This window comes from Psychrobacter fulvigenes (assembly GCF_904846155.1).
Taxonomy (GTDB): Bacteria; Pseudomonadota; Gammaproteobacteria; order Pseudomonadales; family Moraxellaceae; genus Psychrobacter; species Psychrobacter fulvigenes.
The window spans coordinates 2,413,308-2,435,995 of record NZ_CAJGZP010000001.1; the positions used below are offsets into that span (position 1 = coordinate 2,413,308).

Here is a 22,688-nt window from a genome sequence, read left to right on the forward strand (position 1 = left end):
TTTTATTACCTATCAATTCTTAGAATTGAGCAGTTAGCTGCTATTAATAGGTATCTGTATTAGCTCATCAATGTGGTAATAAAGACGACAATTACTGCGATTGGAGCAACAAACTTAGCGATAATCTGCCAAACCTGCCAAGCGCCGTCAGACAATCCAAGCTCTTCTTGGATGCTACGCTGATCCATTCTCCAAGCAAGGAAAATAATCGCTGCAAGACCCGTCAATGGTAAGATGAACTTACTGGTAATCTTATCTAATGCATCAAAGATACCATTACCCATGATGGTAAAATCGCTCCATAAGTTGAACGATAATAGAGCTGCAATACCCAATAGCCAAATCACAGTACTAGCAGCGATAGTTGAAACCGTACGACTCATCGGGGTACGCTCTTCCAAAAACTCAACGGTTGGCTCCAGTAGAGAGATCGATGACGTTATCGCAGCAAAGGTAATGAGTAAGAAGAATAACGTACCTATAATACTACCCGCTCCCATACTACCAAAGGCAATCGGTAAGCTTACAAAAATGAGACCTGGACCTGAAGCAGGATCAAGACCATTACTAAAGATAATTGGGAAGATGGCCAGACCAGCAGCCAATGCAATGACTGTATCTAAGATAACGACTGTTCGCGCTGTCTTAAGCAGGTTTACTTCACGGCCCAAATACGAGCCATAAGCAACCATGATACCCATACCAATAGACAGCGTAAAGAACGCATGACCCAGTGCAGCAAGCATCACATCAGCCGTGAGCTTGCTAAGGTCTGGAGCGAATAGATAAGCAACGGCTTCACCAAAGCCGCCATTCATAACGTTGTAACCAACAATCACAAATAGAATAATACCTAATAGTGGCATCAAAATTTTGGCTGTTTTTTCAATACCACTAGTCACACCAATACCAACGATGATAGCCGTGATGACCATAAAGACAGTATGCCAGATGGTTAATGTGCCTGCTGATGCTAGCATTGCATCAAAAGTTGCGGCAACAGAGTCGCTACCTTGACCTGAAAAACTACCTGTACCGACTTTTGTAATATAGTTAAGAGCCCAACCGCCAATCACACTATAAAAAGAGAGAATTAAAAAGCCGCCCAATATACCTGAAGCACCAACAATACCCCAACTACGTGATTTACCTTCACTGGCTGCAACATCAGCATAACTGTTTACAGGGTTTTTTTGTCCACGGCGACCGATTAACCATTCAGCGACCAAGATTGGGAAACCAACCAGCGCGATACAAAATAAATAAGCAATAACAAAAGCGGAACCCCCACTTTCACCGACCATATATGGGAACTTCCAAATATTTCCTAAGCCTACTGCCGATCCTACTGCTGCCAGCACAAAGCCAAAGCTTGAGCCCCACTGCGCATGTTCTTTTTTATTGGTAGCCATTTTTCTATCCTCGTGCTTCAATTAACATTGTCTATAACCATCCCTGATTATCCTAAATAGCATCATAATATTATGAGGCTATTCAAATTACGCATCAATGTGACGCGCTCAGCAACATTAAGAAAGAATTGTTTACAATATCGTAGACGCTAAGTTTCTGCTAAGCAACCTAAAAAGTCAAGCAGTCATAAACATAAAAAGCCATAACAATTAGTTATGGCTCAATGAAATACTAAAGATATTAACAACTATTTATGCGCTAAACAGAACTATTAAAAACATCTGTTTGGAGAAACTAGCGCACTACACCCCTCGCGCTATTCTCCAACGAATCAATCAATAGTTGAATTTTGGGCTCTTTGAACAGCAAATCTTCTTGTAATATAATAAGTGCTTGTGCGGTGGTCATGCCAGACCTAAATACCGTTAAGTACCCTTTACGCAGAATCTCAATAGTGTCAGCAGACCATTTTCTTCGGCGCATACCCTCAATATTTAGACCATGAGCACGGGCAGGATTACCCGATACCATAGTGAACGCTGCCACATCCTTCAAGATTAAACTGCCACCACCGACCAAGCTATAATCATCGACACGGCAAAACTGATGAATACCTGAGTTGCCACCGATAATGGTATGATCGCCTATGATGACATGACCTGCAATACCAACATTATTTGCCACAACGTTATGATCACCAATCACACAATCATGGGCTACATGGGTATTGACCATCAATAAATTATGACTGCCTATCTTAGTGACGCCCTCATCTTGCGCGGTGCCACGATGCAAACTGCAGGCTTCGCGAATGGTATTGTGATCACCAATCTCAAGCCAAGTGCGCTCACCAGCGTACTTTAAGTCTTGCGGATCTTCGCCAATGCTAGCAAATTGATAAATTTGATTGTGCTTACCGATACGGGTTAGCCTGGTTACAACGACATGCCGATGCAATACAGTGTGTGCCCCTATCGTCACCTCATCACCGACGATACAGTACGGCCCGATAACTGCGGTTTCATCAATCGTAGCAGACGGTGAAACCAGCGCTGTGGGATGGATCTGACTCATAATGCAGGCCTTTGTATCATTTGGTGCAAATAAATTTCAAAACAGGACTTTAAAATAAGCTCAGCTGTTTCATTTTTAATAATACTAATCATTATAAATGTTTTGACAATCAACGTATGGCTAATCAGTACTTCTCAGTCACTTATTGCTCTTGCCGAGCAATCATCACTTGCGCACTGGCCGCCAATTCATCGCCAACATGTACAGTACAATCAAACTTATAGATACCATGACGCTGCATCACTGTTTTGGCTCGAATGATCAGCTGATCACCAGGTATGACACGGCGCTTGAAACGCACCTTATCAACGCCAGCAAATAGATATAAGTAACCATCTTCTGCAGTCAATCCTGCACTAATAAAGCCTAACACCCCAGAGACCTGAGCCATCGATTCAACCATCAAGACTCCTGGCATAATAGGTTCATCAGGAAAGTGACCATTAAAGAACTCTTCATTGATAGTCACATTTTTGATACCGGTAATACACTCACCTGGCTTACATGCTGTAATTCTATCCACTAACATAAAAGGATAGCGATGCGGCAGATAGTGCTTAAGCGTATGGTAAGTTAGTGGTAGTGTCAGACCTTGTTCAGATAATGATTGAATGTCTGCATCAGTGAGAGTGTCGATATCGATAGCGCTCATAACGGGGCTTCCTTGCTTTTGTTGGGTGCTGTTTGCAATGTTTTGTAGTAGCTTTGATAGTAAGTATTACAGTGACTATATCTTAGATAACGTAATTTTAGATAACGTGTTTGGCTTACGTTTAATCAGGTTGTCTTTGGCTCAACCTTAATAGCATTATCCGTTGCCCAGCTGACGAAAGCGCACAGCAGCGCGACGCCACTTGGCTGTTGGCATCGCAGCTGTTCCTGATGAGTAAGAACCAGCCGTTTTGATAGATTTTGTTACCATCGTCATGCCTGATAAAGTGACATCATCGGCAATCTCAATATGGCCAGTAATTCCGACAGCACCACCAATAATGCAGCGCTTGCCAATGGTAGTGCTGCCAGCGATACCCGTTTGCGCAGCGATCGCCGTGCCATCACCAATCCGTACATTATGGGCAACTTGCACTAAGTTATCAATAATTACATGATGACCGATAACAGTATCATCAATAGCGCCGCGATCAATGCAGGTGTTGCTACCGATGCGCACGTGATTACCGATAATCACACGCCCAAGCTGGGCAATTCGCTCCCAACCACTGCTACTAGGATCTCGGGTTGGCGCAAAGCCAAAGCCCTCAGCACCGATACTAACCCCTGCATGCAGTCTAACATAATCACCAATAATACAATCATGACCAACGACAACTTGTGACTTGAGTACACTATCAGCACCGATATGGGTACGATCACCAACGACCACATGCGAATCAAGGAAGCTATTTGCACCTATATGTACATGCTCACCGATGACACAAAAAGGCCCAATGGTCACGTTGGCAGCTATCACTGCACTCTCCGCAATGACTGCTGTCGGGTGAATACCTTGTTTAGATAGCTGTGGCGCAAAGAGCTGGCTGCCGCTAGCATAGGCTAAATAAGGCGTTGCTACGACTAGCGCCAACGTTGTTGACGGTACTTGCTCACGATATTGTTCGGTGACCAATACTGCACCAGCATGGCTGCTTTTGAGACTAGAGATATAGTGTGGATCTGCCAAAAAACTCAGCTGCTTACTAGCAGCATCGTTTAAACCACCAACACCTTCTAAAGTCTGAGATAGCTGCGCAGCATTCAGCTCAGCTTTATTCAATACTGGCTGACGCTGCTCAATTTGGGAAATAAGTTGCTCAATCGTTATCATAATAAAGCTAATATAACCAATAGACATAAAAATGGCACCAAGCTCAAGTCTCAGCTTGGTGACCAGTTTAAATAAGATTTATAGAGTGACTTTAATATTTACCTATATTTAAAATATTTAATCCAAATATAAAGTCACTCTAGGATAATGACCTAACTCTTAAATAATGGTTTAACTACTATTAGAAGGTACTACCAATCTGGAACTGCACCTTCTCAGTCTCGTCATTTTCTTTATCACCAATAGGTACTGCATAGCTAAGCGAAATCGGTCCAATCGGTGTATACCAAGTAATACCCGCACCCGCACTGAAACGGAAGTCATTATCCTGCGTTAATAGTTTTACAGGACCTCGGCTACTACCATCTGGATTAAGATAAGCAGCCTCTTTACCAGTCTCAGGATTGATAAAAGTACGATCTTCTTTATCGGTGGTATCGAACACTTGACCACCTTCAGCGAACAGTACTGGACGTACTTGATCTGCCCAGTCGCCTTTAAAGGGCATTGGTAAAATCAGCTCAGTACCAAAAGTGACCAAAGCATTACCACCAATATCTTCTTTTTGAACACGATCAATACCATTAACAGCATCGTAATAAGCTGCAGATCTAGGACCAAGGGTCGATGATTCATAACCACGTACCGAACCATAGCCACCAGCATAGAAGTTTTCATAAAATGGTAAATCATTACCATAACCCAGCTTGGTATAGCCACGAGCTATCACATCTTTGTAGATGGGCTTATATACGTTACCACGATAGATCAGCTTTTGATAACTGGCATCACCGAAGCCTAAGGTAGCATCAACAGTATGACTCATACCCTTGGTCGGAAACACGGGACGATCCAAGGTGCTGTAATCCCACCCTAATAGAAGATTATAGGTATTATAATCATTTTTAAAGCTACCTCTACCTGGTATTACCTTGCCAGTATTTTCATCTTTATAGTATGTTACTACTCCACCATCATCGATAATCTGCTGAACGTTGGACACTCCAAGCCAGCGCCCACCACGTACAGTAGTGTTATCGAAGTTCACCCCTGCACTGACGCGCTTGGTTTCATCCACAGGATAGCTGTAGTTCAGCGTCGCGCCGTAAGAGTCAGTGACATAGTTACTAACGTTTCGATCATCGTATTTAGTCTCACGATAATAGGCACTGATTCCTTGTGATACGCCGTTCTCAGTAAAGTAAGGGTCGGTATAACCTAAGCTATATGAATCACGCGTTTCTGAGCGTGACAGTGCCGCTTTGACACGGTTACCCGTACCCATAAAGTTATTTTGCGTCAGATCCAGCTGGAAAGTCACACCACCACTCTGTGAGTAACCAGCAGCAATGGTCGAGCTACCAGAAGGCTGCTCTTCAACCACATAGTTGACGTCAACTAGATCTGGCTGATTAGGTACTGGCTTCACATCTACGTTTACCGCTTTAAAAAAACCTGTACGCATCAAACGCGTACGTGACAGCTGTATTTTATCATTAGAAGCAAGCGCGCCCTCTAATTGACGCATCTCACGGCGCAACACTTCATCCTGGGTTTTTATGTTGCCATTAAAGTTGATACGGCGTACATAAATTGGACGCGCAGGGTCAATATAGTAATCAACATCGACGACTCTGGTCTCATCATCGATACGTGGGACAGGGCGTACTTGGGCTAGATAGTAACCCTCATTGCCATAGCGGCTTTTTAGGGCTGCCGTTGTGGCATCTAGCTTAGCTTGTGAATACTGCTCATTGGGGCCAAAGGTAACAAGCTCTTTGAGCTCATTGGTATCAAATTTTGGGTCGCCTAAGAAGCTGGTCTCACCAAATTGATATTGCTCACCTTCGCTGACACTGACTTCGATAAACACACTGCGCTTATCTTCACTGATATTGAGTACCGCATTATCAACTGCAAAGCGTACGTAGCCATCGTTTTGATAGAGCGCAGTTAAATTCTCTAAACTGGCCGCTAGCTTTTCTTTAGCGTAGCGATCAGACTTAGAAAGCAGACGCGTCCAAGATGATTCTTTTACCGCAAAGACATCTCTAATATCATCATCACTAAAGTGTTTATTACCGATGATATTAATATCGACAACTTTGGCTGGCTTACCTTCGATAAAACGCACGTCCAGTTTGACGCGGTTGCCATCCAGCAAGGTTTGATCGACTTCGATATTACTGTTGTAATAACCTTGGCTGATATATTGCTGCTGCAGCTCATTCGCGACACCTTGCAGCGTCGACTGCTTGAGCACATCTCCTACAGATAGGCCAGCATTTGCCAGACCTTCTGTTAATCCTTCTTTAGGAATGAGCTTATTGCCCTCAAAGTTGACTTCAGCAATGATAGGCCGCTCGACCACGTCAAAGCGCAGCTTACCGCCCTCAATACGACTTTGGATATTGGCAAAGTTGTCCGTGGCATACAAGGCTTTGATACTGGCTGCAAGGCTGCTATCAGTGACCGTATCACCTACCGTAACTGGCAATACTGGATAGAGGCTATCAGGGGTTAGGCGTTGTAAGCCAGTAAAACCAATATCGGTGACCACAAAATCTGCGGCCTGTGCCGAAACACTCATCATCGCTACAACTAACGGCAACCCAGCCGCGCTCATAAATAAAGGCGTACGCATAAACACTATCCGTCAATAAAAAACTTGCTTAAGTTAAGTTAAAAAGCATAATTTGTCTAGCCCAATCGCAATTATTGCGCAGTCGGCGACTTAATTTTGGGATGACTCAGGACACTTTATATAAAATGCATTATAAAATAAACTAAAAAATACTATTAGTATAGTAGTAATAGCGCTGTTAACGTATCGCCATATTGCTATAAGAACTGAAGCTCGTTTCCCGCTTAGGCGTTATTGTATCGCACCTTACTCTATAAGTGACACCGCTTTCATCTAAAATAGCCGACTAATATCATTACCAATCGCTAACACCATGAAACTTAGCAGTAAGAGTAAACCGATATTCAAACCGACTATCTGAACCCTTTCTGATAAAGGTTTTCCGCGGATAAGCTCAATCACATAATAAACAATATGACCACCATCCAACACAGGAATAGGCAATAAGTTTAATACAGCAAGGCTCAAACTGATCAAACCTGCTGTAGATAATACCATCTCCCAACTGATATCGAAGCTTTGTTTGGCAACTTTGGCAATAGTAATTGGGCCTGATAGATTATCAAGACCTATCATACCAGAGAGCATTTTGCCCATTGAACTGACCGTCATAACCGCCAATTGCTCAGTTTTTTCAAATGACTTAATCAGCGCCTCACCAGGACCATACACGACTGTCGTCTTATACTCATCAGGTATGACAATTTCAGATTGCTCCACCATAGCACCGATCTGACCATAAGTATTACCTAGATTGTCTTTTTTGCCTTGAGGCATGATCTGTAGCTGTACAGGCTTGTTATCACGTAATACCGTAAAATCTAACAGCACCTCAGGGTTATCACGAATGATGCGTGTCACGCTGATCCAGTCTGTCACTGCTGTGTCGTTAATCGCAGTAATACGATCGCCCACTTCTAACCCTTGACGAATGGCTGCGCCATCAGCTGACAACTCACCAACCACGGGCGCGATTTGTGGTTGCCATGGCAACATACCAAAGCTTGTCAACGCGTCCTTACCTTGCGCATCGCCTTGCATAAAGTTAGTGACTGGCGCTTGGTAGGTTTTTGCAGTAGCAGCCTCTTGCTCAGATGACTGCAGAGTGATGCTGATATTATCTGTTTCACCCATGCGCCCTGCTAAGCGATAATTGACCCCTTCCCACGTCTGCACATCATGGCCATCAATCGCTACGATTTTATCACCCACAGGCAGCTGTGCCATCGCCGCTGGTGACTCTGGCAGCACTTGCCCAACCTTGGTCGCTAACTGCTCAGATGGGGTCATAAATAACACCCAAAACAGTGCAATCGCAATAACAAAGTTCATGATAGGGCCAGCAGCGACGATCGCGATTTTTTTCAGTGGATGCTGACGATTAAAGGCCAAATGCTGCTCATCTTCTGCCACTTCCCCTTCACGCTCATCGAGCATTTTGACATAACCACCAAACGGTAGCATTGAGAGCCGATAGTCGGTGCCTGTTTTTTTGCTTGTCCAGCCCGTCAGCTTAGGGCCAAAGCCTATAGAATACGTCAATACTTTTACACCGCACAAACGCGCCACGATATAGTGGCCCCATTCATGCAATGCAATCAGAGGGCCTAATACAAAAATCGCTGCTAATAGCGTTAGTAAAAACGTCATTACCTTCTCTCGCTTAGGTTACTTTTACTTAAGGTGCCATACATCTGATATTTCGCTTAGTTTGTTTACGCCATTTTTGCGATAAACGCACTGGTGTAGCGCCGCGCTTCATGATCAATGGATAAAATATCGCCTATATCTGCACTTGCGTCTAACAATGGCACCTTTACTTGCGTCAACGCCTGCTCATTGATATCAGCAATGTCCGTTAAACGGATCTGTCCAGCCAAAAACGCAGCGACTGCAATCTCATTGGCGGCATTGAGTACAATGGTCGCCTGCGTACCTGCTTGCATCGCTTGACGTGCAAGACGCAGACAGGCGAATTTTTGTAAGTCTGGTTTAATAAACTCAAGGTCGTTTAGCGCAAATAAGTCTAATGGCTGTGAGCCACTATCAATACGATTGGGATAGCTTAAGGCATGAGCAATGGGCGTTTTCATGTCTGGGCTGCCAAGCTGCGCTAAGAAGCTACCATCGCTATATTCTACCATTGAGTGAATGATACTTTGTGGATGAATGACCACATTTATCTTGTTTTCTGGTAGATCAAATAAATGACACGCTTCTATTAGCTCTAACCCCTTATTCATCATCGTTGCTGAATCGACCGATATCTTTTGTCCCATTGACCAGTTAGGATGTTTGACCGCTTCTGCGACTCCTGCCTGCTGCATCTGGGCAAATGACTGCTGTAAAAACGGCCCGCCAGAAGCGGTTAGCCATAACTTACGTACACCGTGGCTTGGTTCATGAATCTGGGTGTTATTTTGCTGAATGGCAGCTGGCAAGCACTGAAAAATAGCATTGTGTTCAGAGTCAATTGGCAGCAGGGTTGCATTGTGGGATTTGACCGCTGCGATCATCACTTGACCTGCCATGACGAGCGCTTCTTTATTGGCCAGTAAGATACGCTTGCCTGCCCTAGCTGCGGCTAATGTCGAGGGCAATCCTGCTGCGCCAACGATTGCGGCGACCACAGTATCAACCTGTGAATCTGTGGCTATATCTACTAAACCCTCAGCACCGCCCACCACATCAATAGTTAAACCAATATCACTAAGCCTTTTTGCAAAACCATCGACATCAGCACTCGGCACACAAACACGCGTCGGCTCAAATTGCTGGCATAGCGCCAATAGCTTATCTAGGCGCTGGTATCCTGATAAAGCATAGACATCATAATCATGCGGATGCGCTGCTAAGATTGATAAGGTGCTATCCCCAATAGAGCCCGTTGCGCCAAGTACGGCAATGCGTTGCGTCATAACCATTAATGCCCATTTATCGTGTTAACGTTTGTGTTATTAAAAAACCATCGTGAAAAAGGTGCCATCAAAAAGACAGCGTAAACATAAAGAAATAAAGAAAGAGAAAAATCAGAAATGCTACATCAGCGCTAGTAAACAACTGACGTAGCCAAATATAGAATAGAGAATAGAGATCTGCAAATAGGCTAAAGGGTTTAACTCCTTAATTAGGGCGTGTTGAACATTCAACCCACCTTAAGTGTTTGATAAAGCATTTAAGCGACGATTAAGCCCAAATACTGCAAGCCCCAAAACCCTAGCGCAAATATCGGGGTGGCAGATAATAACGAATCAATGCGATCAAGGATACCACCGTGCCCTGGCAAGATAGTCCCTGAATCTTTGACGCCAGCGCGGCGCTTGAGCATCGACTCAAATAAATCGCCAAGTACCGAGGCCAAAATCGTCAGCGCCGAGAGTGCCACAAAGGCGACCAATGCTGTACCAGTGAGTTGTAGCTTAAAGACACTGATGACCACGACGACCAGTAGACCAGTTACTAAGCCGCCCGCCAAACCTTCCATGCTTTTATTGGGGGAGACGTTGGGCGCCATTTTACGCCGTCCAAGCTTGCGTCCGACAAAGTAAGCGCCACTGTCTGCACACCATACCAGTAAGAACAAATACATCAGCCACCATGCCGACAGCTGCCATAAATAAAACATGGCCGTAATGGATGCGGTTAATATCACTACACCCATTAGCCCAAGCTTTTTGCCGTACCAGTTCGTATGCGTTGGGAACTTACCCACCCAAGAGAGCGCCATTAGCCAGATGACCAAAGATGCCACCCACCAAAATAACCAAGTGACTTTGAACATTAAGGATATAAGCGTGATTGCTAATACCATTAGCACAAAGACTGCAGGCTGACGCCATTTTGGCATCAGTTTGGTCCATTCATGCGCGGCTATGGTGACTCCTATTGCCAATAGCGGTGCAAAGAAGATGGGCGTTTGACTCGCAAATAGTGCAATACCAACAATAATAATTAAAATAATTGCTGTTTTAATCCGTTGCCACATACCAATCCGGCCTTATAATAATAAATATCTGCTTAATACTACATTATATTAGTTAATCCGTGTGCATTAACTACCGTGTTCCTTGCGCCTCAATCTGCTCACTGGTTTTACCAAAACGGCGCTGGCGCTGAGCAAACTCTTTTATCATTTGTGCAAGCTCATCTGCGCTAAAGTCTGGCCACAAGGTTTGGGTAAAAAACAGCTCAGCATACGCAGATTGCCACAATAAAAAGTTAGAGATACGATACTCACCACCTGTTCTTATGAGCATATCCACAGCAGGCTCATCGGCTAGCTGTACATACTGACTAAGCAACTCTTTGTCTATCTCTTCAGCCCGTAAATCACCTGCTTGTACCTGCTGCGCCAATTGTTGAGCGGCATGTGCAATATCCCACTGTCCACCGTAACTGATCGCAATCACCAGCGTCATGGCTTCAAAATGAGCAGTTTTGGCTTCTGCATCTAGCATCAGCGCTTGCAAGTCATCGTCAAGCTGACTGCGATCACCAATGAAGCGGAGCCGAATACGATACTTATTCATTCGCGGCATCTGCTCATGGATGGTTGAGGTCAGTAGCCGCATCAGTAAAGCCACTTCATTGGGTGGACGTAGCCAGTTTTCACTTGAAAATGCAAATACGGTCAGCACTTCAACCCCAGCGTCGAGACAATACTCAACGATAGGATCTAGTGCATCTTTGCCTGCGATATGACCCTCGCCGCGGCCAAGACCTTTGGCTTTGCCATAACGATTATTACCATCCATGATAATAGCGATATGACGAGGAATAAGATCAGTCGGCGATGATAAGGATGTAGGCATGGACTATACTGCTTATTATGAAAGTAAATTTATCAGCGAGATTGGCTCAAAAACCGGCTTAAAAGAATGTGCTTTTATCACATAGTTGTTTCAATATAAAAGAGGATAAAAAAGCCCCTGCAGATGTATAAATAACACTCCAAGTGAGAGTCAAGACTAACGCTGTCACTCTTTTATAGTAGATTGACTACATATAGTAATAAACAGCCAATAGTGGTCCACTATTGGCTGTTAGCTTGAAACCATGATGAAAAGCAGTATTAAAACTGTTGCTAATTACACTTCCATTAGCTCTGTTTCTTTGTTATTCAATCTTCTATCAATGGTTTCGATGAACTTGTCGGTAATCTTTTGAATATCATCACTAGCGCGACGCTCATCATCTTCTGAAATTTCTTTTTCTTTGGCCAGATCTTTAATATCATTCATCATATCACGGCGAATATTACGAATAGAAACACGGCTGTTTTCAGCTTCAGCGCGCGCAAGCTTTTGCATATCGCGGCGGGTTTCTTCAGTCAAAGCTGGCATCGGTACACGAATCACGTCGGCACTCATCGGGTTGAGACCCAAATCTGCTTCACGAATGGCTTTGTCTATCGCCTGCACCATAGTACGCTCAAATGGCTGTACCAATAACGTGCGCGAATCTTCAACGTTGATACTCGCTACTTGGTTAAGCGGTGTATCTGCACCATAATAGCTCACCATGACGCCTGAAAGCATTCCTGGGTGTGCACGGCCTGTACGAACCTTACTAAAGGTGTTTTCAAGCGCCTCTAAGGTCTTTTCCATACGTGCTTCGCCGTCTTTCTTAATCTCATTAATCATTATGTGTCCTTATTTATCGATACCGATAATACTCAATGTTATATAGATGGTTATTAGCTATTAATATACTATGATTGCTACTCATCAGCTTGCAAGCCAACATGTTCCGTTAATGGTAAACGCGCGTTCCTTCATTTTCGCCCATCACGACATTTAATAAAGCGTTGGGCTTCGTCATATCAAATACTTGCAGGGGTACGTTATGTTCACGACATAGCGCAATGGCCGTCAAGTCCATGACGCCAAGCTTTTGCTCAAGTACTTCATCAAAGGTCAAACCGTCATATTTTACAGCATCACTATGTAAACTTGGATCTTTATCATAAACGCCATCCACTTTAGTCGCTTTAAGGATAAGACCAGCTTCAATCTCAATGCCGCGCAAACAAGCCGCGGTATCAGTTGTAAAGAACGGATTACCCGTACCAGCGACAAAGATGCAAACCTCGCCATTTTTGAGGTAACGAATCGCATTTCGGCTGCTATAACTTTCGGTTACTTCACCGATCGGCAATGCTGACATCAGACGCGTTTTGATATTGCGGCGCTCCAGAGCATCACGCATTGCAAGGCCATTCATAACCGTCGCTAGCATACCCATTTGATCGCCAGTGACACGGCCAACCAAGCCTTCTTTTTGTAGCTGTGCACCGCGATATAAATTACCACCGCCAACGACGATACCAACCTGAACCCCAAGACCACGCAAGTGCGCGATTGACAAACTCATCTTGTCGAGCACTTCTGTATCGATACCCATATCCTTGCCACCTGCCAAGGCCTCGCCAGAAAGTTTGAGCAAAATACGGGAGAAACGAGGGTTTTTATCAGACATGATGGCACCTTTTTTATCGTTAAATGACGGTTATAACCAATAGGATCGGAGCACAGATGAAAACATGCAGTCCAAAATAAACAAGCAGGTCGTGTTCGATAATTCGACCATGACCAAATTGCGCTAATTGTAGCAAAAACTGCCCACTATTGGGCAATTTTCATCAGTAATGAATGATGAGTTTTCATCTGCTCGTTTATTGACTAACGATATCTGACTGTTTTTTTTGCGTTTGATTAACCATGATAGCTGGCAAACAAATCATACTCACTAGCATCGTCGATAGTCACAGTTAAGAATTCCCCGACCTTTACTCTAGCAGTGATATCGTCAACATAGACATGACCATCAATCTCTGGTGCATCAGCATAGCTACGGCAAATAGCGATATTTTCGTCATAATCAATTTCATCAACCAAGACGGTTAACGTTTTGCCGATTTTCTCTTGCAATTTTTGTGCTGAGATGTCTTGTTGTAACGTCATCAAACGCTCATAACGCGCCTGCTTAACGTCTTCAGGTACATGATTTGGCAACTCATTGGCAACCGCACCTTCCACTTCTGAATAAGTAAATGCGCCAACGCGATCAAGGCGTGCTTCAACTAGCCAATCAAGTAAGCATTGGAAGTCTTCTTCCGTCTCACCAGGGAAGCCGACAACGAAGGTCGAGCGAATGACAATATCAGGGCAAATCTCACGCCAGGCTTTAATACGTGCTAAGGTGTTTTCGCTATGCGCTGGACGCTTCATCGCTTTTAGGATGCGATGGCTGGCATGTTGAAAGGGGATGTCGAGATAAGGCAGGAGTTTCTTTTCGCCCATGAGTTCAACGACCTTATCCACGTGTGGATACGGATACACATAATGTAGACGCACCCAAATGCCCAAGTCGTTCAATGCTTGGCATAAGTCATAAAACTTTGACTTCAGTGGCATGCCGTTCCAAAAGCTGGTCTTATACTTGAGATCTAGCCCATAAGCAGAGGTATCTTGCGAGATGATCAGTAGCTCTTTCACGCCAGCGTTCTTAAGCGCCATAGCTTCATTCATCACATTATCAATCGGACGTGAGACCAGATCACCGCGCAAACTTGGAATAATGCAGAAAGTACAACGATGATTGCACCCTTCTGATATTTTTAGATACGCATAATGACTTGGGGTCAACTTGACACCCGCCTCATTAATCAAATCTATTTTTGGGTCGTAGTTTGCATCTAGGCTACGATTTGGCTTAGGGACATGTTGTGCAACCGCCGTAATCACTTCATCATAAGCATGCGCGCCCGTCACTGCTAGCACTGCTGGGTGCATTTCACGAATTTTATCCGCCTCTTTACCCAAGCAGCCCGTCACAATCACTTTTCCGTTTTTGCTGATGGCTTCACCGATAGCATCCAATGACTCCTGTACTGCTGATTCAATAAAGCCGCAAGTATTGACCACGACCAAGTCCGCACCATTATAGTCGCTGGCTACTTGATAGCCATCACGGCTTAGCTCAGTGATAATGCGCTCACTATCGACAAGTGCTTTTGGACAACCTAGCGACACAAATCCAATCTTGGGTGCTGCGTCTACTGGCGCATTAGCTGATACCACATGGCTACTTTGCTCAATGCTACGGTTTTGATTGTGGTTGGCTTTATGGTGGCTGTTGTTCATAGAATTGGGTTGAACACTGCCCATTGAGCTTTGAGCAGATGTTACTGCTGGCTTGGCAGGATCAAAAACTGAGACAGTACTTTTTGCTTCAGTAGATGTTGGCAATGAAGTGGTAATAGTCGTGTTAACTGACTCGGTAGAAGTTTTGGGCATGGCTGACCTTGCTAGAGAAAAATTGGCTGTGCGCATTGTACGTTTTTTTTGTGATAATCACCAGTTTTGCCGCGCTATAGTGTTGATTTATGGTTAAATATTCACTTAAACGCAATTTGCGACTAGGCTTCTTATACTTATGACCTCTCCTACAACCCGTCACAGCACACCAGACTTAGCTTTCATCTCGCAACATTTGTATACCGCCATCCTATGGGTCGATAATGATCTTAGGGTTACATGGCTCAATGCTCAAGCCGAACAGCTATTAGCAATCAGTCGTGAGCGGCTATTAGGTCAGTCAGTACTCACCTTACTTGCTCCTGAAGAATTGAGCAATGGTTTAACTGGCAAATTAAATAATAAAGAAAGTGCTGCGTTAAAAACTGACTATTCAGAAAGTGCTGCTGTACATAACGAAATGAATAGTAGCTTAAAAAATGATAAAGAAAAAACGCCTCCAAACTGCCCTCTCACCGAGCGTTTCAGTCAGGCTCAAAAATTCCAGCAACCTTTTATCGACCATGATCATAGTATAAAGCGACACCCAAGCAGCGGTGCAGCAGTGTCAATCGACTATAGCGTAACGCCTGTTACTTATCAGCAGCAGGCTTATTTTATTATTGAAATGTGGGGTAAAGACCGTCAAAGCCGTATCTCAGAAGAACAACGGCAACAGCAGCAATATGAGGTCGCCCGTCATATGCTGCGTTCGGTCGCCCATGAGGTAAAAAACCCATTAGCAGGGATTCGCGGTGCTGCGCAATTATTACAAAGGCAATTTATCAAATTTAGTGACATCTTTACTCTTAGCAACCATAATCCAGTCCTTACTAATATTACCGAACCAACTAGTGATAAAACCCTGATAAAAACCGCTGAAAAGCTGCGTAGCTACACCGATATTATCATCTCAGAGACCGACCGCTTGACCCAGCTCGTTGGCCAACTTCTTGGTTCCAACCAACTGCCAAATTGGCAAGCGGTCAATATTCATGAGCCACTAGAGCATGTTTTATCTTTAGTAGCTCATCAATATCCGCAAGTCACTTTAATAAGAGATTACGACTTATCTTTACCTGAGCTGGATGCGGATAAAGATCAGTTGATCCAAATATTTTTAAACCTAGTGAACAATGCTTGTGAAGCGATGACTGACTATCAACAAACGCTCAAAACAACAAACACTACCGCTCAAGCACTAAATGCACAGCCAGACAGCCATTATAAGCCGCACTTGCACATTCAAACGCGCGTTGCCTTTCAGCATACCATCGGCAGTCAGCAACATAGACAAATGCTACAAGTCGCCATCACCGATAATGGCCCAGGGATTGATCCTGCACTCATTGGACAAGTATTTTTCCCAATGGTCACCAGCCGTGCCTCAGGCACAGGACTAGGGTTGTCTATCGTTCAAGATATCATCAGCCGCCATCATGGTATGATTGAGGTCAGCTCCATTCAACTTGAAAACTCTAGTCAGAATAGGCAAACGCACTTTACGCTGTATTTGCCTTTTAGACAGCCAGCGCTTAACACGTAAAAATCACAGCTAAACAAAAAAACGATCTGAAACACTTGCTCATTAGGCCTGATATATGACTGAATATAACGAAAACCCTGCGACTTTATGGCTAATTGATGACGATGCGGCATTGCGATTAGTGCTAGCCGACACCTTTGAAGATGCTGGTTTTACTGTAATTAGCTTTACCCAAGCACAGGCAGCTTGGACGCAGCTCAATGATGTCTTACAGCACGAATCAGCGACGCAGCTGCCTGATGTGATATTGACTGACATCCGTATGCCGATGATGGATGGCTTATCCTTTAGTGAATGGGTGCAGAAGCACTTCCCTCAACTGCCTATCGTTATTATGACTGCCCACTCAGACCTCACCTCTGCTATCAGTAGCTATCAGACAGGGGCATTTGAATATCTACCCAAACCCTTTGATCTAGATGATGCGGTTGCGACGATTTATAAGGCCATCAATTATCAGCCGGACTTACAAACAAGTGACAAGCAAGCCGAAACCGATGTCATAGCTCAGGCAGAAAAAGATCGCAAGCTGAATCCAAAAGCAAAACCAACCAATAGCTCTGACCATGCGATTGAAGATAAGAATTCAATAAAAGATAAAACGACTAAGAGTACTAACAATAACCCCAACGGCATTATTGGACAGTCGCAGGCCATGCAAACGGTCTTTCGAGCAATTGGAAGATTGGCACACTCTCCTATCACTGTTCTCATTACTGGTGAATCTGGAACTGGCAAAGAGCTGGTCGCCAGTGCCTTACATCAGCACTCACCAAGGCAGCAAGAGCCCTTTATCGCGCTCAATATGGCGGCCATTCCACATGACTTAATTGAGTCTGAGCTATTCGGGCACGAAAAAGGCGCTTTTACAGGCGCTACTACGCGCAGGCAAGGCCGCTTTGAGCAAGCAGACGGCGGTACGCTATTTTTAGATGAAATCGGTGATATGCCCTTTAGTACGCAGACCCGCCTGCTACGAGTACTGGCAAATGGTGAGTTCTATCGAGTTGGTGGTCAACAGCCCATCAAGGTTGATGTGCGTATCATCGCGGCCACTCATCAAAACCTAGAGCATCTCGTACAGCAAGGAAAGTTCCGCGAAGATTTATTTTATCGTCTCAACGTTATTCGTCTGCCTTTACCACCGCTACGCGCTCGCCGTGAGGACATTCCCGCACTTAGCATTCACTTTATGCAGCGCGCCGCTGAGCAAATGAACACCGCACCCAAACAGCTACATCCTGAAGCGCTACGTCTCATGCAAACCTTTGACTGGCGAGGCAACGTGCGCCAACTCGAAAACGTCTGCTTATGGCTGACGGTCATGGCAACGGGAGATACGGTCTTGATTGAAGACTTGCCACCTGAGCTATTGGCTAATACCCATCATCCTTTACAGCAACTTTCTGACCAACAATTATCTTTACAGCAGCAATCAGATCAGCCTTATGATGACTCTTATCATCATGACCTAATGCAGCCGTTAGAGTCTATCTCCCACTCGGTTGCTGCATTAACGTGGCAAGAAGCGCTGGCTATCTGGGCGACAGAATCGCTACAAGCAGGCGCAACCGATATCTTACAAACAGCGACACCTGAGTTTGAACGTGTACTACTCAATGCAGCACTGACTCACAGTGGCGGTAAAAAGATTGCCGCAGCCAATCTATTAGGCTGGGGACGCAACACCTTAACCCGTAAATTACAGCAACTAGATATTGACTTATCAAACAAACAATCAGATAAATAAGTAAGAGCTTTATTTGATATGAAAAAGCTCTTTTAAAAAATTCATAAATATCATGTACTTATATAGGATAATGCAAAAATTAACGATTAGTTTGAAATTAAACGCAAAAAGGGCTTGCCAAACCCCTGAAACCCTATATAATAGCCAACCACTGAGACGCACTACCGAATCAGTTATTTATCTTGATGGTGTTTGAATTTAAACGCTTTTGATGATAGAGTAACGAAAATGGGGATGTGGCGGAATTGGTAGACGCACCAGATTTAGGTTCTGGCGCCGAAAGGTGTGAGAGTTCGAGTCTCTCCATCCCCACCATTTTCGGATAGTTCATCTTAGACCAAATATTAAAACCCACTAGTTAGTGGGTTTTTTATTGCCTAAAATTTGAGTGGTTTGTTATCGTTGATTCACTTTAAAACGGATATAGTGCTAAAACTCTAGTTAGTCTTACTTTACTCAGTATTAAAGGCTGTCTAACACCTGGACTGGAAACGTAACCACATCAAAGGCTAATGCAAACGGTAATAAGACCAGCTTCTCGGCACCACTTCTACCACTACGAGAGACCTCTTTCTGCGTTGACTCGCTATAAAAACTTACAGTATAAGGTTTTGTCAGCGCTTTATATTTGGCTTGTATCAAGTTCAAATTACTAACCTGTGGGTAGATGGCACCTTTGATCGGAACACTAAAACAGAACCGCTGAGCGTTGATGCGCTGATCACTAGCCGTGGTACATTCTTTACCGCCGTTTTGTAAAAAGAACTGATAATCAGACCGCTCAAACTCATCTTTGAGTTTTGCATAAGACAACTTCATCTCACCTTGAAAATATCCGTCATTTTTTGGCGAGTAAAAGCTCATCTCGTTATCGACCTGAATATTCTTTGGTGTCAGATTGGTGAGTAAACTCACCATCTCCGTCCCGCCCTGAGTCAGTACATAACTGTTTTTTTCACCCACAATGACCATCGTACTGTTTGGCATATTGGCTATCGGCTGTGCTGGACGACCAAAGGCAACAATTTGATCTTCAGATAGAATTTGCTTTACTGTCTTTGAGCTGACCTGTCTGTCACTACTCTCTAACAATGAGCTGGTCGCACAGCCTGAAACGGCTATCATCGCAGCCATTGAAGCACCAACGACAAATGACTGCACAAATGGCTTTGATATGAGAGGCTTGGTACTTTTTACCTCGCCACTCTCATTGCGTGCTTTATTATTATCAGCAACATTATTGCTACCTCTTGTCATAATCAACTTTCCTTGTATACAGTATTTAATTAGCTCACTAGTTACTCGTCCACCTACAAGAGCATATTAGAGTAAGCAGAGATTGTTTCACTCATTATTGCCATCTAACAATTATCATGTCATTTATGATGATAGCGTAATTAATATAAAAATCATACAGCCGCTTATCTTTGGCAAAATCATCAGACATAAAAAAACCTCAAGTAAATCAATACTTGAGGCGAAATTTAGTTAAGTAATAAAACATATTTAGCGATGGTTTGCTTGTTTTATACAAAGACTTTTATTTGATGTCAGCATCCGTTAGACCTAATGCATCATCGATACGGTTTTTGATAGACAAGATTGCAGGATCTTGCTCTACTAGCTTGTCACCGACCACATAGCGAACCAATTTAAGCGCTTCGATACGTTTGTCCTTGGTTGTTAATAGTTTGCTTAAGGACTGTATAGAGTCATCTTCCGCAAAACGCACGATAATCGTCTGAGTATGTATCATAGATGCCAAATCAGCTTTTAATATATTGGCAAACGGCTCTCGCTGAGTAAGCACTTCCGTCAATCGCATCAGCTGATCACGATCTATATTGTTATCAGCAACAATATTACCTAAGATCAGCATCCGTACTACCGCTTCATTAAAACCGCCTTTGGTGATTTTGGCTAATGCCTCATCTACTGTTGGCAAATCCTGCAACTCGTCTTTATCTAAAAGACGACGCGAGCCTACGGCTTTACCATACTGACGGAACCACGGCATTGACCATATACTAAAGAACAGGCTCTCAGTATATCGACCATGCCAATCTCGCCAAAAATCAAGTGTCATTCTCGTACTGTCCATAAACATCTTTTCTATCTGCAAGAAAAGATTGTCCTGCTGAAGAGATTCAATGGCTGGTAGTCTCACTCTGCCATAAAAATCAGATGGATCGTACGATTCTTTGTTGGCTTGTACAGGAACGAAACTTTCACTTTGGTTTTTTTCGATATTACCCGTGATCATTTGGTTCAATTGACTGGCCGCAACTGCTAATGGGTTTTTGCTACTCCATGTACTTCTCTGGAGCCTCAGCGGATGCATGGTGCGCAGAAACTGAGCAGAAGTCTCATTACTCATGGCTTTGACCAATGGACGCAAATTATGCTCATAAGCTTGCGTCTGAGACATAGAGTAGCGATGTACCGCCTTAAATGCCTCCTCATCCGTACGATTTGCCCCTATCGCTTCACTCAAATCTTCGAAGGTTCGACGCTTTAAGTCAACCGTAAAGGTTTTTTCTTTGCCAGACCCTTCATAGTTGTCAATTTCCATCTCATACAAACCAGGTGGTAAAACTTCAATCATATCCATGATTGAGGCAATACCTGTATGCTCATTATTAGCAATTTTTGAGCTGACAAAGATACCCAAATGACCTACTTGTTCATGAATCATATAGATGATGCGTTGACCGCACACTTCTACATCTTTTTCATCACTATAGGCATCCAAAATCCAAGACAATGCCTGTTGCGGTGGGGTAATATCATCACCATGTGAGGCAAAAGCTATAATCGGCGCTTTGATATGACGCAAGTCAATATTCACGCCTTTTTCTAGCTGGGCAGTATTTCGAGCAATACGATTACCAATGAAGATGTTTTCTACAATCCACTGAATCTCTTGCTCATTCATTAAGAAAAAGCCACCCCACCAGCGCTCAAAATCAAGAAAACGCTGACGGTTGGCCTGTGGGTTTTTGTACAAGTCGTAATATTTACCCACATAGTTCCGATAAGGAGTCATCTGTTCAAAATTATGAACAAGCGCTGCTCCATCAAACACCCCATTGTTCATATCAGCACTAAGCATGGATAACCACGTACCGCCATTGACCCCTGCTTTATAACGCATTGGGTTAACGCCAACCTCTCCACTCCACGCAGATACAGGCGCACCGTTTAGGATAATAGGGCCCTTTATGTCTGCATTAGTTGCGGCCAATATAAGTGCAGCCCAGCCACCCTGACAGTTACCAATGATGACAGGCGCATCTGAATCTGGATGTCTTTTTGCTACTTCACGGGCGAACTTCCCTTCCGCATATGTAACGTCAGCAATGGTCTGTGTCGGCTCTGGCAGACGCTTAAACGCCACAAAGTACACAGGGTGACCCTGATTGAGTGCAACACCGACCTGACTTTCATGTTTAAAGCCACCGATACCAGCACCATGCCCCGCTCTAGGATCGATAATGATATAAGGACGCTTACTATCGTTAGTGATGATCCCTGCAGGTGGAACGATTCTCAGCAATACATAGTTACAAGGGCGTTCAAATTCGCTCGCATCCATGATTACGTCATAGTCATAGTCTAACACTGGTGGGCAACCAGCACTTTCATGTTCAAGAAAGACATCGCCGCGCTCTCTGAGTACATCGACTGTTTGCAACAGGCGCTTACTACTATCTGTGCTATAACTCAGCCACTCTTTCCATAATCTGTCAGGTGTATAGGCTTTTTTAAAGCTATCAGTAATGTCCTTAGTGTTTTGACTCAGCGTTTGCACATTTTCTTGTATTTGCTGATGGTTTTGCTGTTGATGTCTTGAAGTGACATCCAATATCAAACTACTACTTTCTGCTTTGTAGCGATTGCGCAGAGAGTATTCGTCGATAGTACTTTCACTCTTGTAAAATTGATGCTTTAGCATATCTTGAAGATTTGGTATCGAACCTGTGACTCTATGACGTGGGTTTTTGCGGCTTAACCAAACTTCGGCTTTGTCTGAATGCTCAATATTTTCTTCGATGATATCTGACATAGGTTTTTCCAGTTTTGATTTGAGAGTGGTACTTCATATTAAGTATATATTGGTTTCAATCTTGAGATTTAAT

16 protein-coding genes and 1 tRNA gene are annotated in these 22,688 nt (G+C 43.8%); 3 read left to right on the top strand and 14 right to left on the bottom strand.

Annotated elements, in window-relative coordinates:
• Positions 1 to 59: 59 nt before the first annotated feature.
• The 12 genes from JMX03_RS10135 to rimO form a co-directional block, all read right to left on the bottom strand.
• Positions 60 to 1,412, bottom strand: a complete 1,353-nt coding sequence (locus JMX03_RS10135) for a sodium-dependent transporter (RefSeq protein WP_201596558.1) — start codon at positions 1,410 to 1,412, stop codon at positions 60 to 62.
• Positions 1,413 to 1,707: 295 nt separating this feature from the next.
• Positions 1,708 to 2,487 carry an acyl-ACP--UDP-N-acetylglucosamine O-acyltransferase gene (gene lpxA / locus JMX03_RS10140; protein ID WP_201596560.1) on the bottom strand — a complete coding sequence of 260 codons (780 nt, stop codon included), beginning with the start codon at positions 2,485 to 2,487 and terminating at the stop codon, positions 1,708 to 1,710.
• A 142-nt stretch (positions 2,488 to 2,629) separates the two neighbouring features.
• The gene (fabZ, locus tag JMX03_RS10145) at positions 2,630 to 3,139 is read right to left on the bottom strand and encodes a 3-hydroxyacyl-ACP dehydratase FabZ (RefSeq protein WP_201574212.1); all 510 of its coding nucleotides are present in this window, start codon (positions 3,137 to 3,139) and stop codon (positions 2,630 to 2,632) included.
• Between the two features lie 156 nt (positions 3,140 to 3,295).
• Entirely contained in the window at positions 3,296 to 4,312 is a 1,017-nt protein-coding gene (gene lpxD, locus JMX03_RS10150) for a UDP-3-O-(3-hydroxymyristoyl)glucosamine N-acyltransferase (RefSeq protein ID WP_201598046.1), read from the bottom strand.
• Positions 4,313 to 4,493: 181 nt separating this feature from the next.
• Positions 4,494 to 6,956 carry an outer membrane protein assembly factor BamA gene (gene bamA / locus JMX03_RS10155; RefSeq protein ID WP_201596562.1) on the bottom strand — a complete coding sequence of 821 codons (2,463 nt, stop codon included), beginning with the start codon at positions 6,954 to 6,956 and terminating at the stop codon, positions 4,494 to 4,496.
• Between the two features lie 273 nt (positions 6,957 to 7,229).
• Complete coding sequence (gene rseP, locus JMX03_RS10160) at positions 7,230 to 8,606, bottom strand: RIP metalloprotease RseP (protein WP_201596564.1); 1,377 nt, start codon at positions 8,604 to 8,606, stop codon at positions 7,230 to 7,232.
• Positions 8,607 to 8,671: 65 nt separating this feature from the next.
• Complete coding sequence (ispC, locus tag JMX03_RS10165) at positions 8,672 to 9,874, bottom strand: 1-deoxy-D-xylulose-5-phosphate reductoisomerase (RefSeq protein ID WP_201596566.1); 1,203 nt, start codon at positions 9,872 to 9,874, stop codon at positions 8,672 to 8,674.
• A gap of 257 nt (positions 9,875 to 10,131) precedes the next feature.
• On the bottom strand, positions 10,132 to 10,941 hold the full coding sequence (locus JMX03_RS10170; RefSeq protein ID WP_201596568.1) for a phosphatidate cytidylyltransferase: 810 nt from the start codon (positions 10,939 to 10,941) through the stop codon (positions 10,132 to 10,134).
• A gap of 70 nt (positions 10,942 to 11,011) precedes the next feature.
• Positions 11,012 to 11,767, bottom strand: coding sequence for a polyprenyl diphosphate synthase (uppS, locus tag JMX03_RS10175; RefSeq protein ID WP_201574207.1), 756 nt, complete (start codon positions 11,765 to 11,767; stop codon positions 11,012 to 11,014).
• Positions 11,768 to 12,043: 276 nt separating this feature from the next.
• A complete protein-coding gene (gene frr / locus JMX03_RS10180) occupies positions 12,044 to 12,598 on the bottom strand; it encodes a ribosome recycling factor (RefSeq protein ID WP_201574206.1) in 555 nt (184 codons plus the stop codon).
• A gap of 109 nt (positions 12,599 to 12,707) precedes the next feature.
• Complete coding sequence (pyrH, locus tag JMX03_RS10185; protein ID WP_201574205.1) at positions 12,708 to 13,433, bottom strand: UMP kinase; 726 nt, start codon at positions 13,431 to 13,433, stop codon at positions 12,708 to 12,710.
• 236 nt (positions 13,434 to 13,669) lie between these two features.
• Positions 13,670 to 15,253: a 30S ribosomal protein S12 methylthiotransferase RimO gene (gene rimO / locus JMX03_RS10190; protein WP_201596570.1), complete on the bottom strand. Its 1,584-nt coding sequence runs from the start codon at positions 15,251 to 15,253 to the stop codon at positions 13,670 to 13,672.
• A 139-nt stretch (positions 15,254 to 15,392) separates the two neighbouring features.
• Here rimO and JMX03_RS10195 point away from each other — a divergent pair, with 139 nt between their 5' ends.
• From JMX03_RS10195 to JMX03_RS10205, 3 genes are all read left to right on the top strand, one after another.
• On the top strand, positions 15,393 to 16,799 hold the full coding sequence (locus JMX03_RS10195; protein WP_201596572.1) for a two-component system sensor histidine kinase NtrB: 1,407 nt from the start codon (positions 15,393 to 15,395) through the stop codon (positions 16,797 to 16,799).
• Between the two features lie 55 nt (positions 16,800 to 16,854).
• On the top strand, positions 16,855 to 18,549 hold the full coding sequence (locus JMX03_RS10200; RefSeq protein ID WP_201596574.1) for a sigma 54-interacting transcriptional regulator: 1,695 nt from the start codon (positions 16,855 to 16,857) through the stop codon (positions 18,547 to 18,549).
• A gap of 230 nt (positions 18,550 to 18,779) precedes the next feature.
• Positions 18,780 to 18,864: transfer RNA gene (locus JMX03_RS10205), tRNA-Leu, on the top strand.
• Between the two features lie 147 nt (positions 18,865 to 19,011).
• Here the strand turns inward: JMX03_RS10205 and JMX03_RS10210 are convergent.
• A complete protein-coding gene (locus tag JMX03_RS10210) occupies positions 19,012 to 19,806 on the bottom strand; it encodes a YidX family protein (RefSeq protein WP_406947718.1) in 795 nt (264 codons plus the stop codon).
• Positions 19,807 to 20,089: 283 nt separating this feature from the next.
• The gene (locus tag JMX03_RS10215) at positions 20,090 to 22,615 is read right to left on the bottom strand and encodes a DUF3141 domain-containing protein (RefSeq protein WP_201596576.1); all 2,526 of its coding nucleotides are present in this window, start codon (positions 22,613 to 22,615) and stop codon (positions 20,090 to 20,092) included.
• Positions 22,616 to 22,688 lie beyond the last annotated feature (73 nt).